Origin of the sequence: Pseudoalteromonas sp. SG43-6 (genome assembly GCF_014164365.1) — a bacterium.
Lineage (GTDB): Bacteria > Pseudomonadota > Gammaproteobacteria > Enterobacterales > Alteromonadaceae > Pseudoalteromonas > Pseudoalteromonas rhizosphaerae.
This window is the reverse complement of sequence record NZ_JACJEZ010000013.1, coordinates 38,056-51,046: the sequence shown is the minus strand read 5'-3', so window position 1 is coordinate 51,046 and position 12,991 is coordinate 38,056. Positions and strand designations below refer to the sequence as shown.

Below are 12,991 nucleotides of genomic sequence, written 5' to 3'. Positions count from 1 at the left end.
TACTCGGGCCTAGCCGCCGAAATTATTTTTATCTTGTGCTTTAGCACGCGCTTCAGTATTGGTAACAACACCGTGATTCACTAAATTGATTAAACACTGATCCATGGTTTGCATACCATGCGATGCGCCAGTTTGAATCGACGAATACATTTGCGCAATTTTATCTTCGCGGATAAGGTTACGGATCGCAGGCACTGCAATCATGATTTCATGTGCTGCGACTCGCCCGCCACCAATTTTTTTCAACAGGGTTTGTGAAATAACTGCGCGTAATGACTCTGAAAGCATTGAGCGGATCATACTTTTTTCTTCACCAGGAAACACATCGATAATACGGTCAATGGTTTTCGGGGCTGACGTAGTATGCAATGTACCAAATACTAAATGGCCGGTTTCAGCAGCAGTCATGGCAAGGCGAATAGTTTCTAAATCACGTAGCTCACCAACCAAAATCACGTCTGGATCTTCACGTAAAGCACTGCGCAGTGCATTAGAAAAACTATGCGTATCGCGATGCACTTCACGTTGATTAATTAACGATAGTTTATTGTCGTGCACAAACTCGATGGGATCTTCGATGGTTAAAATATGATGATGCTTGTGTTGATTTATATGATCCACCATCGCAGCCAAGGTGGTCGACTTACCAGAGCCTGTAGGTCCTGTTACCAACACTAAACCACGCGGCGTATCTGAGATTGTTTTAAATATATCTGGCGCACCTAAATCATCAAGCGTCAGCACTTCACTGGGAATGGTACGAAATACAGCTGCGGGGCCTCGATTTGAGTTGAAGGCATTAACACGAAAACGTGCTAAGTTTGGCACTTCAAACGAAAAATCCACTTCAAGGTTTTGTTCATAGTCCTTGCGTTGATTATCGTTCATAATATCGTAAACTAGGCTGTTAACATCTTTGTTTTCCAGCGCTGGTATATTAATACGTCGCACATCACCATCAACACGGATCATTGGCGCAACCCCTGATGATAAGTGTAAATCTGATGCTTTGTGCTGCACACTAAAGGCCAATAATTCGGTAATATCCATTTATGACTCCACAACTAACTGATAATTATATGGTTACAATAGCAGAACGACTTAAGTCCGCCTATGCTAGAATTGCCCTAGCGGCAAAAAAACATCATCGTAATGAACACGATGTCTGCTTGTTGGCAGTATCAAAAACCAAACCTGCTGATTTCATTCTAGCGGCTTATCAACAAGGTCACCGAGAATTTGGTGAATCATACGTTCAAGAAGCTGTTGATAAAATAACCCAATTAGCAAATTATAGCGATATTGTTTGGCATTTCATTGGCCCTATTCAATCAAATAAAACCGCCCTTGTTGCCAGCCACTTTGATTGGGTGCAAAGTATTGAACGTGAAAAAATAGCGCAACGTTTAAACGATCAAAGGCCCGCAGATAAAGCCCCTTTAAAAGTACTGATCCAAGTAAATATCAGCTTAGAGGACTCAAAATCAGGCTGCCACCCCGATAAACTTGCAAGCCTCGCTGAATTTATTCACCATTGCCCGCATTTAGAATTGCGTGGTGTCATGGCAATCCCAGCAAAAACTGACGATCCACAGCAACAAATACAATATTTTGAGCAATTACGTGCTTGCTTTGATAGACTTAAAGCCCAATATCCTCAAATAGACACCCTGTCGATGGGGATGAGTGGTGATGTCGAAGCTGCGATTGCAGCAGGCTCAACCATGGTACGCATCGGCACGGATATTTTTGGCCAACGAAGCTAAGGTGATAACTAAGATATGTCAGATAAAACAATTGCATTCATAGGCACAGGTAATATGAGCTACGCCATTATTGGCGGCATGGTAAAAAAAGGATTTGCTGCATCGAGTATTATTGCAACAAATCGTAACCAAGAAAAACTCGCTAAGGTAGCAGCGGATTTCGGGGTTAAAACCACCGCAGATAACAACGAAGCACTGCGCGATGCCGATGTTATTGTGTTGTCTGTAAAGCCGCAAATGATGGGTGATTTATGTCAATCATTTCAAGATTCGGGTATCGACTTTAGCGATAAGCTATTTATTTCTGTCGCCGCAGGCTTAACGGTTAAGCGGTTACGTGAAATGCTCGGACAAGACGTTAAGATGGTACGTTGTATGCCAAATACCCCGTCTTTATTAGGGCGCGGTGTATCAGGTTTATTTGGTGCCGGCGAAACCGAGCAAGAACATACTTTTGTGCAACAAGTATTTGAATGTACAGGTATTGCGGTATGGGTTGAGCAAGAGTCACAAATTAACGATGTTATTGCTGTTACGGGGTCATCACCGGCTTACTTTTTCTTATTTATGGAAGCCATAGAAGAAAAAGCCAAAGCACTTGGCTTTAGCGATGAAGACGCGCGTCGCTTAGTACAGCAAACAGCATTAGGTGCAGCTGAAATGGCGGTATCACAACCTGATATTAGTATTTCACAATTGCGTGCTAATGTGACATCAAAAGGTGGCACCACGCATGCAGCTGTTGAACATTTAAAAGCACACGGTCTGACTAACACTGTCGCCGATGCAATGGATGCCTGTATTGCTCGCGCGGAACAAATGGAACAAGAACTTTAAAAGCACTTTGCTGCTTTTAGCCCTATTTATGTTTAAGGTTTTTAATTAAGGTACGTTATGAACGCCATGCAATTTTTAATAAGCACACTATTCGATCTATTTTTAATGGTCGTATTAATGCGCTTTTGGCTACAAGCCGCCAAGGCTGATTTTTACAATCCGTTGAGTCAGTTTGTGGTCAAAGCTACTTCATTTGCTGTTAATCCACTGCGTAAAATTATTCCAGGGTTAGGTGGCCTAGACTTAGCTTCGTTATTACTGGCGTTCATTGTCGCTGCTGCAAAAATTACTGCGCTGATATTTTTAGTAGGCGCGACATGGGAAGTTGGATTTGTACTTTTAAATGCGCTAGTAACGGTGATTAAAGAAGGCTTAAACTTACTGTTTTGGGTATTAATTATTCGCGCGTTATTAAGCTGGGTAAGCCAAGGCAACAATCCAGTAGAAGCGGTATTTCAGCAGCTAACTGAACCAATGTTAAGACCTATTCGTAAAGTGTTACCGCCACTGGGCGGCTTAGATCTATCAATTTTAGTGTTAATTATCGCGCTGCAATTTGCCCAGTTTTTGTTTATTGATTTAGTCGGCTAACCTTATCATTAACACAGAGGCCTACTAGGCCTCTTTTTTTAAGAGTCATTTATGAAAAAGCTCGCAAGTATTTTATTCTTTGCATTAGCAGGTATTACCTTTAGTGCCCACAGTGAACAAATGCAAGGCGCACAATACAAAGAACTCGGCCCATGGCAAGTACATTACATTGCATTTCCGTCAACCTTTATTCAACCACAAATAGCCAAAACCTATGGCCTAGAACGTAGTGGTTATAAGGGCATTGTCAATATTTCAATCCTTAAAAAAGATACCGATGCCACAGCGCAAACGGCCATTCTTAAAGGCACTGCTAAAAACCTACTTGGTAATAAGCAAACCTTGGACTTCAAAGAAGTCATCGAAGGCGATGCAATTTATTACCTCGCGCAAGTTGATTTTACTAACGAAGAAATTCTGCGCTTTGAAATTGAAATACAACAAGGTAATCAATTTCAAAAGCTGCAGTTCCAGCAAAAATTTTACGTAGATTAATTCATGAAAAAAACTTTAGTGTTAGCCACTGGCAATCCGGGTAAAGTCAACGAATTAGCGCAGATGCTAAACCCGCTTGAAATAAACGTTGTGCCACAAAGCGATTTTAATGTGCCAGAAGTAGCAGAAACAGGCACCACCTTTGTTGAAAACGCTATTATCAAAGCTCGCCATGCTGCAAAAATAACGGGGCTACCAGCTATTGCTGACGACTCAGGGTTAGAGGTTGATGGCCTTAACGGCGCCCCTGGCGTTTACTCAGCTCGCTATGCCAGAGAAGGCGCTAGCGATCAAGATAATATTGATAAATTATTAAGCGAACTTGCTAACAACCCTAACCGCAGTGCCCGTTTTTGGTGTGTGCTGGTATTAATGCGTCATGCTGATGACCCTACTCCACTGATTTGCAGTGCGAGCTGGGAAGGACAAATTACGCAAAGCCAAGATGGCCAAGGTGGTTTTGGTTACGACCCTATTTTTTATGTGCCAGAACTTGAATGCACCAGTGCGCAATTAACTAAGCAGCAAAAAAATGCAGTAAGCCATCGTGGTCAGGCATTACAACGTTTATTGTCTGAGCTTAAGCTCAAAGGCGGCCTGTGAATTTACCACCATTAAGTTTATATGTGCACGTCCCTTGGTGTGTGCAAAAATGCCCGTATTGTGATTTTAATAGTCACGGTCAAAAAGGTGAGATCCCTGAAAAGGAATATGTGCAGCATTTAATTGATGATTTAAAAACCGATCTGCACTTAGTGCAAGGACGTAAAATTCATTCAATCTTTATCGGTGGTGGCACGCCTAGCTTATTAACCGGTGAGGCCTACGTTAATTTATTAACGGCGGTGGATTCATTAATTGGCCTAAGTGAAAACTGCGAGATCACCTTAGAAGCTAACCCCGGTACGGTTGAAACAGGACGTTTTAAAGACTATGTGGCAGCTGGCATTAATCGTATTTCGATTGGCGTGCAAAGCATGCAAGACGACAAACTCAAAGCGTTGGGGCGTATTCACGGTGCCGATGAAGCCATATATGCCGCAGAGCAAGCTCATGAAGCAGGTTTAAATAGCTTTAATCTTGATTTAATGCACGGCTTACCGGGACAATCTGTTGCTGATGCGCTGAGCGACTTGAAAAAAGTCATCGCCCTTAATCCGCCACATATTTCGTGGTATCAGTTAACGATTGAGGCCAATACCCAATTTGCCTCTAAACCGCCAACGTTACCGGCCGATGACACCTTATGGGATATTCAAGAGCAAGGCCAAGCCTTACTTACTGAGGCAGGTTATCAGCAATATGAAATTTCCGGCTATGCAAAACCAGGTTTTCAATGCCAACATAACTTGAATTATTGGCGCTTTGGCGATTATTTAGGCATTGGTTGTGGTGCCCATGGTAAGGTAACCGATGCTAAAACAGGCATCATTACCCGCACTGAGAAAGTAAAACATCCTCGCGGTTATATGGATTTAGCTAAGCCGTATTTATTTAAACAGTGGCCAGTTGAACAACACGACTTACCGTTTGAATTCTTTATGAATCGCTTACGGTTATTTGAAGCCTGCCCAATTAGTGACTTTACAGCCTTAACTCAGTTACCGCTGCAAAGCCAAGCTGATGCGCTGCAACAAGCCATTGCCAAGGGTTTGCTTAAGCAAACGGATAGTCACTGGCAGGTAAGCCAAAAAGGTCATCGTTTTTTAAATGACCTGCTAGAATTGTTTGTGTAATAACAACCCAAACTTTACTAACAAATACACACTAATAATAATTAATAACCTTCAATGGTTTCTAACAACAAAAGGGAAAACATGCGTAAACTAACCTTTATCGCCGCCGCAGTGAGTATTGCACTGCTAGGTGGTTGCCAGCAAACACCAGAGCAACAAAGCACGCCAACTGTACAAGCACAACCGGTACAAAGCGAAATAGACAAAGCGAATGCGTTCTTCGAAGATACTTTTAACCGTGATGTGATGAGCAGCCCTGTTTATCAAACATACATGGGTATCAAACAAGACTACGACAAATGGGATGACGGTAGCGAAGCGCGCGTACTGAAAGATCATCAACAAACAAAAGATGATTTAGTGGCATTAAACGCTATTAACCGCGAACTCCTAGATGACACCACAAAAGTTAGTTATGACCTTAAAAAGCAAGACCTTGAAAACAGCATTGCTGATTTTAAATGGCGCTATCATAACTACCCAGTGAACCAAATGTTTGGTACTCACTCGATGATCCCGGCCTTTTTAATCAACCAACACCAGATTTCTGATGTTGCCGATGCCAAAGCCTACATCTCGCGTTTGAATGGCGTAACCACGGTTATTGATCAACTGATCACTGATTTAGAAGTACGTGCTGATAAAGGCATTATCGCTCCTAAATTTGTATTCCCACATGTGATTGATTCAAGCAAAAATATCATTCACGGTGCGCCATTTGAACAAGGTGATGATTCCACCTTACTTGCCGACTTTAAACGTAAAGTTGCGAAGCTTGAAATTGCTCAAGCTGATAAAGACGCGTTAATCAGCGATGCTGAGAAAGCCCTTAAAGCGGCTGTAAAACCTTCTTACTCTAAGTTGATTAATTATTTGGCACAGCTTGAAAAACGTGCTGATGATCGTGATGGTGCTTGGAAGTTTCCTGATGGCGAAGCGTTTTACAACAACGCATTAGCGCGCACGACTACCACTGATTTAACGGCTAAAGAGATCCACACCATCGGTTTAGCTGAAGTATCTCGTATTCATGACGAAATGCGCCAAATCAAAGAAAAAGTTGGTTTTAAAGGCGATTTAAAAGCCTTTATGCAGTTTATGAAAACCGATAAGCAATTTTACTTACCTAATACTGAAGCAGGTAAGCAGCAATACCTTGACGAAGCCACGGCACTTATTAACACCATGAAATCACGCTTGGATGAGCTATTCATTGTTAAGCCTAAAGCCGACATGATTGTTAAGCGTGTTGAAGCCTTCCGTGAAAAAGCGGCTGGTAAAGCATTCTACCAACAGCCTGCACCAGATGGTTCACGCCCGGGTGTTTACTACGCTAACCTTTACGACATGGAAGCAATGCCAACGTATCAAATGGAAGCGCTGGCTTATCACGAGGGTATTCCAGGTCACCACATGCAAATTGCAATTTCGCAAGAGCTTGAAGGCGTGCCTAAGTTCCGTAAATTCGGTGGCTACACAGCCTATATCGAAGGTTGGGGCTTGTACTCAGAGTTATTACCAAAAGAAATGGGCATGTATGCAGACCCTTATTCTGACTTTGGCCGTCTATCGATGGAACTATGGCGTGCATGTCGCTTAGTGGTTGATACTGGTATCCACGAAATGAAGTGGACTCGCCAACAGGGTATTGATTACTACGTAAATAACACGCCAAACGCGACGTCTGACGGCGTTAAAATGGTTGAACGCCACATTGTAATGCCTTCGCAAGCAACGGCTTACAAAGTAGGTATGCTGAAGATTCTAGAACTTCGTGAAGCTGCCAAGGTTAAACTAGGTGATAAGTTTGATATCCGTGAATTCCATGATGTGGTACTTAAAAATGGCGCAGTGCCACTAAACGTACTAGAGAACTTTGTTGATGAGTGGGTTGCAAGCAAACTAGCAGCTTAAGCATCCTTACTTTATAACATATACAAAGGCCGTATCTACGGCCTTTTTTATTGCCTGAAAGATAGATAAACACTTGACCAACAAGTGCTTTACGCTAGGATAAAGCACTTGATATACACGTAACGTATAGGATTAACAATGGATACATGTATCAGTCAACTAAACCAACAGATGCAGCAGCATCAGTTGCAAGCCATTGTTGATAGCTTTGCCAGTTTATCTGCAATACAACAAGCCATGCAGTTACAGCACTTATATAGCAGTGCGCAACGCATGAGTGTAAAATATACTTATCTGCAAAATATCGCCACACGCATATTAACTCAACACTCGCTACCAACAGCCATCATCAGTCAGCTAAATAATACCGACCAATTAAGTTTTTTTACCCCTGGTCTAAAGTTCAATCATGGTTTTACACAACAAAACCAACAGCAGCAAAATGTATTGCACCGCTTATTTAGCGAGTGTAGTGAGGCTAAATTACCGTTTAATTATGTACGTTCACTGATGCTATTTGAAAGTAACGAAAACTTGTTGCAAGCTTTAGCGCAAGTTAATGATATCGGGCTGACCCCAGTTGCAAGTTACATTGCAAACAATCCAGCCCAACACAGCTTACCAAAGCATGAATTTTCGGCCTTGCTGGCATTAATGGAAGTTGAGTTTAAACAAAATCAGGGCAATATAAACACTGCCGCATTCTTAAAAGCCTTACTCACGTTATCTCAAACAAGCCCAGACAAGCCACTCAGTGACTATAAAATACTGCTCAGTGGCGCTTACTTACGCTGTAAAACAGAACAAGTTGAGCGCTACCTTGTACAACATAAATAATATTAATCAGATAAATAATATTCAACGCTGGTTACAACTCGCACTTTTTTGATCTGCGGAGTGTTTGAATCGCGGTCGATTATACTAAACTGCCCTTGTCTTGCGGTGCGAATTTTACCTAGTTTTGACTGTGAGTCCTTGGCAAATTTTAATGCCACTTCGCGAGCTTTTTCGGTGGCTTCTTGCACCATTGCTGGTTTTATATCGTTTAGCCCAGAGAACAAATATTCAATGCGGGTTTCATAGTTATCTTGCACAATCGCAATACCTTGTTTGGCTAGCTGGCCCACCTTAGTTAAGGCGTTTTGCACTTTATCAGGCTGCTGCGAATACACGGTAATATTTGCGCGGGCAATATAGCGAAACTGTTGATTATCAGCGCCGTATTCGCGCGCTTGTTTATCAACAATTGATTGCCTACCTTGGCTGATCTCTTGTTCATCAAAGCCATGCAGTTTTAAAAAAGCGATCACTGCGGCATTTTTCTGCTCAACCCGTTCAACTAACTTTTCGAGGTCATTATCTGCATCACTAAATTGTACCGGCCAGATCACTGTATCAGCAGTTACTTCACGCTCTGCTAATCCTTTAACCTCAACCGTGCGTTCCATATTTTTTACATCAAGCGCTGCTGATTTTAAAATCCATCCGCAGCCAAGTATAGCGACACTCAATACAGCTGCGCCAAGCAACTGATAATATCCATTTGGTTTATTCATTTAATGATCCTTTGATAATAATCAATTATATGTGGTTATGATGCTCGAAAAATCAACCTAAACAGGTTACATTGAGCATATACTCAAACCACCTCAAGATGCGAGCGTCGTTAGCAAAAAGATTATATGCATCACCTCGCTAGAAAACAAATAACCCGCAAGGAAAGACCATGAGTGTAAAACGCATTAGTCAGTTTTTCAACCCGACTTCGGTTGCCGTGATTGGTGCATCGAATAACGTTTCCCGAGCAGGATTTGTAGTAATGCGCAACTTATTACAAGGCGGATTTAACGGCCCTATCATGCCAGTAAGCCCGACTAATAGCGCCGTACATGGCGTGTTGGCCTACCCGTCAATTGCGGCGCTACCGAAAATACCGGACCTTGCGGTTATTTGTACGAACAAACACACCCTACTTAATATCATTGCAGAGCTTGGAGAGTTTGGCTGTAAAAATGCGATTGTGATCGCAGCCGGACTCAATCATGAACAAAAAACAGCACTGCAAGAAGCCGCTAAACAAGCCAAAGTATCGTTACTTGGCCCTAATTGTTTGGGTTTGTTGATCCCTCATATTGGCCTCAATGCGAGTTTTTCTCACACTATCGCAAGCCCTGGTAAATTAGCGTTTATTTCACAGTCCGCAGCTGTGTGCTCCACTATTTTAGATTGGGCAAAACACAAAGAAATTGGCTTTTCATACTTTGTCTCTGTGGGTGATTGTTTAGATATCGACTTTGCTGAACTACTCGACTTTTTAGGTCGCGATGCAAAAACGAAGGCTATTTTGCTGTACATCGATAACATTGAGAATATCCGCAGCTTTATTTCAGCTGCTCGTGCCGCTGCGTTTAGTAAACCGGTGATCGCCATTAAAACCGGTAAAACAGCGGCTGGAGCGCTTGCTGCCGAAATTCACACTGGCGGCAAGCAAAGTTCAGATGCGGTGTATGACGCCCTCTTCCAACGCGCAGGTATGTTACGGGTAAATGATTTAACTGAACTGTTTGCTGCTACACAAACACTGGCCATGCATCCTAAATTATTAAAGGTGGAACAACTCACCATTTTAACCAATGGCGGCGGCCCCGGCGTAATGGCCGTTGATAGCTTATTACAAAGTTCTGGTAAGCTGACACAATTGAGTGAAGAAACCCGTGCGGCGCTCAATAAAGTGATCCCACAGTCGGATATGACCTCTAATCCGGTGGACATTTTTGGTGACTCAGTTCCGGCACGCTACCAACAAGCACTGGAAATTTTATTGCATGCTAAGGAAGTAAAAAATCTACTGATCATTCATACGCCATCAGCCCTTGCGCCAAGTGAAGACTATGCATTAATTATCGCTGAAACGTTGAATAAACTACCGAAAATGGCGCGTCCTTATGTGATCACAAATTTTATGGGCGAAGATGCCGCCTATGCCGCCCGTCGCGTATGTAGCAACTACGGCATTCCTACTTATCGCACCCCTGAGGGCGCAGTACGCGCCTTTATGCACTTAGTAAGTTATCGCCGTAATCAAAAACATTTAACCCAAACTCCAGAGTCAAACACAGATGACGCTAAAATCAATAAACACGCAGCAAAAGCGCTCGTGAATGAATTTTTAGCAGAGCAGCAAAGCTATCTATCCACCCATCAAGCCAGCCAAATACTCGCTCACTATGGCGTTGAATGTATTCAAACCGAGGTCGCATACACACCAACAGAAGCAAAAGAACAAGCCATAGAGCTAGGCTTCCCGGTTGCACTGAAACTGATCAGCCCTAGCATTCCATCTAAATCAGAAGTCGGTGGCGTGGTACTTAACTTAAACGATGCACAAGAGGTTGAACAAACCGCCTTTGCCATGCTATTGAGAATAAAAAACACCTACCCTGATGCGATTATTGAAGGCTTTTCACTGCAAAAAATGGCACCTAGAGCTGGCGCCAATGAACTACGTATTGCGATAAAAACAGAACCGAATTTTGGTCCTGTAATACTTCTAGGAGAAGCCGGCACGGGTCTAGAGTTTGCTCAAGCAGCGGTTGCTTTACCACCTTTGAATATGAACTTAGCAAAGTATTTAATTGCTGCGGCGCATGACAAAGGCGTGCTTAAAGAGCGTATTTTGCCTGAGAAAGTTGATAAGTATCGCCTCTGTGCACTACTGACCCGTATTTCTCAGTTAGTTATTGATCAACCCGATATAACTTCGCTTGAGTTAAATCCTATTTTAGCCAGTAATGGCCTGTTTTTGGTGCTTGATGCCACCATGACCCTGAGTCACTACCAAGTACAATCACATCGTAAACGCTTATCTATTCGCCCTTACCCAATTGAGCTGGTTAAACAAGTGACGCTGAAAAATAATACCCTTGCGACACTCAGACCAATAAAGCCAGAAGATGAGCAAGCGCACCAAGAGTTTGATCTATCTCTCAGCAAAGAAGATCGCTACAAACGCTTTTTTGGCGAGCTGCCGCAGTTTAACCACGATCAACTCGCTAAAATGACACAAATTGACTACGATCGTGAAATGGCGTTTATTATCACTCAAGACAACGCCACGCTTGGCGTCTCTCGGGTGTTAATGGACCCTGATAAAGTGCATGCCGAGTTTGCTATAGTAGTACGCTCAAACTGCCAAGGCCTTGGCTTAGGTGGCTTATTAATGCGCGCCGCTATTGAGTATTGTCAAAGCCAAGGCGTACAATTCATTGAGGGTATCACCCTGCCGGAAAATACCGGAATGATTGAATTAGCCCGAAAACTAGGCTTTAAGATCAGCCGCGACTTTGAAGAAGGCAGCATTAATATGGTACTTGCTTTAACTCCCAATAACACACACGGATAATAGCTTGAATAATTTACGTAAACGCACAGCGCTATTTTTTGAAGGTAATGGGGAGTACCGTAAGACGGGTCATTACATCGATATATTTCTAATATCGCTGATAATGATTAATGTCGTTGCGATTGTGCTTGAATCAATTGCGAGTTTAGCTCATCAATATAAGCATGAATTTTTAATGTTAGAGTTAGGCTCAGTAATTATATTTGCGATCGAGTATTTGCTTCGCCTTTGGTCATGCGTAGAACGTGCCGAGTACAAAAGTCTAAACTGTGGTAATTTTCAACGTCGTTTAAAATATTTACTCTCCCCTTTAGCCTTAATTGATCTAGTGGCAATCCTGCCCACGATCTTAATGATGTTTATCACCTTTGATTTACGTTTTTTAAGAGTGCTCAGACTCCTACGTGTTTTTAAGCTCACTCGTTACTCACGAGCAATGCAGCTACTTTTACAATCATTTCGTGATGAAAGCAGTTCGCTTTTGGCCGCATTCTTTATAATGGCAGTGGTGCTAATTTTAGCTTCCTGCGGAATTTATTTAATTGAACACGATATACAACCGGATAAATTTGGCTCCATTCCTGCGGCAATGTGGTGGGCAATGGCAACGCTGACCACTGTAGGTTATGGTGACGTTGTGCCAGTAACACCGCTAGGGCGTTTTTTTGGCGGCGTGATCACGTTACTGAGTATGGGAATGGTAGCAATACCCACCGGCTTATTAGCTTCGAGTTTCTCTGAACAGCTACGTAAGCGTAGGATCATGTTTAGTGATGCGGTGCATGAATGTCTGCATGATGGCGAGCTAGATGGCAAACTAGATGATGCGCAACTGGAGCATCTAGAGAATTTGCGCTGTAAGCTTGGTTTAAGTAAGCAAGAAGCAAACAAAGCAATTAAGTCTCAACTTAGTGCACGCACTAAAAACCTTTATTGTCGTCACTGCGGTGAACGCCAAGACTAGATATAGCTTCTAGTTAAAATTTCAACTGTTTAGGGCATCAACACCGCGATTGGTTTAATTGTAGTGTTGAGTCTCAAAAACGTTATGACTCAGCAAATAAAACCCAAGCTATAAAAAAGAAGAAAGCAAAGAAGACCATACCTTTTATATAGCCAGTATTTCGAACTTTAAGCCAAAATTCTCTTTGAGTTTTTTGCTCCGTATGACTGAGCAAATAATCACAATGCGGGCACCTGTTTCCTAAGTACATAATCAAATTACAATTAGGACATCTCGCTGATGGCTT

Annotated in this window: 12 protein-coding genes; 10 read left to right on the top strand and 2 right to left on the bottom strand. The window is 42.5% G+C overall.

Annotated elements, in window-relative coordinates:
• Positions 1–9: 9 nt before the first annotated feature.
• A complete protein-coding gene (locus tag H5201_RS07645; RefSeq protein WP_182784125.1) occupies positions 10–1,050 on the bottom strand; it encodes a type IV pilus twitching motility protein PilT in 1,041 nt (346 codons plus the stop codon).
• Between the two features lie 2 nt (positions 1,051–1,052).
• Here H5201_RS07645 and H5201_RS07640 point away from each other — a divergent pair, with 2 nt between their 5' ends.
• The 8 genes from H5201_RS07640 (at position 1,053) to H5201_RS07605 (ending at position 8,176) form a co-directional block, all read left to right on the top strand.
• The gene (locus tag H5201_RS07640; RefSeq protein WP_310736240.1) at positions 1,053–1,766 is read left to right on the top strand and encodes a YggS family pyridoxal phosphate-dependent enzyme; all 714 of its coding nucleotides are present in this window, start codon (positions 1,053–1,055) and stop codon (positions 1,764–1,766) included.
• Between the two features lie 15 nt (positions 1,767–1,781).
• Positions 1,782–2,603, top strand: coding sequence for a pyrroline-5-carboxylate reductase (gene proC / locus H5201_RS07635; RefSeq protein WP_182718460.1), 822 nt, complete (start codon positions 1,782–1,784; stop codon positions 2,601–2,603).
• Between the two features lie 57 nt (positions 2,604–2,660).
• Positions 2,661–3,194, top strand: a complete 534-nt coding sequence (locus H5201_RS07630) for a YggT family protein (protein ID WP_182718461.1) — start codon at positions 2,661–2,663, stop codon at positions 3,192–3,194.
• Between the two features lie 51 nt (positions 3,195–3,245).
• Positions 3,246–3,689 (top strand): DUF4426 domain-containing protein, encoded by a 444-nt coding sequence (locus H5201_RS07625; RefSeq protein ID WP_145234922.1) that lies wholly within the window; start codon positions 3,246–3,248, stop codon positions 3,687–3,689.
• Between the two features lie 3 nt (positions 3,690–3,692).
• Complete coding sequence (locus H5201_RS07620; RefSeq protein ID WP_182718462.1) at positions 3,693–4,292, top strand: XTP/dITP diphosphatase; 600 nt, start codon at positions 3,693–3,695, stop codon at positions 4,290–4,292.
• On the top strand, positions 4,289–5,425 hold the full coding sequence (gene hemW, locus H5201_RS07615; RefSeq protein ID WP_182718463.1) for a radical SAM family heme chaperone HemW: 1,137 nt from the start codon (positions 4,289–4,291) through the stop codon (positions 5,423–5,425). The genes H5201_RS07620 and hemW overlap by 4 nt, the downstream gene beginning before the upstream one ends.
• An 81-nt stretch (positions 5,426–5,506) precedes the next feature.
• Positions 5,507–7,339: a DUF885 family protein gene (locus H5201_RS07610; RefSeq protein WP_182718464.1), complete on the top strand. Its 1,833-nt coding sequence runs from the start codon at positions 5,507–5,509 to the stop codon at positions 7,337–7,339.
• 138 nt (positions 7,340–7,477) lie between these two features.
• Positions 7,478–8,176: a hypothetical protein gene (locus H5201_RS07605; protein WP_182718465.1), complete on the top strand. Its 699-nt coding sequence runs from the start codon at positions 7,478–7,480 to the stop codon at positions 8,174–8,176.
• A 2-nt stretch (positions 8,177–8,178) separates the two neighbouring features.
• Here H5201_RS07605 and H5201_RS07600 read toward each other — a convergent pair whose 3' ends face one another.
• Positions 8,179–8,895 carry an SIMPL domain-containing protein gene (locus H5201_RS07600; protein ID WP_182718466.1) on the bottom strand — a complete coding sequence of 239 codons (717 nt, stop codon included), beginning with the start codon at positions 8,893–8,895 and terminating at the stop codon, positions 8,179–8,181.
• Between the two features lie 170 nt (positions 8,896–9,065).
• Here H5201_RS07600 and H5201_RS07595 point away from each other — a divergent pair, with 170 nt between their 5' ends.
• The gene (locus H5201_RS07595; RefSeq protein ID WP_182718467.1) at positions 9,066–11,741 is read left to right on the top strand and encodes a bifunctional acetate--CoA ligase family protein/GNAT family N-acetyltransferase; all 2,676 of its coding nucleotides are present in this window, start codon (positions 9,066–9,068) and stop codon (positions 11,739–11,741) included.
• A 4-nt stretch (positions 11,742–11,745) separates the two neighbouring features.
• The gene (locus H5201_RS07590) at positions 11,746–12,705 is read left to right on the top strand and encodes an ion transporter (RefSeq protein WP_182718468.1); all 960 of its coding nucleotides are present in this window, start codon (positions 11,746–11,748) and stop codon (positions 12,703–12,705) included.
• Positions 12,706–12,991: the final 286 nt, after the last annotated feature.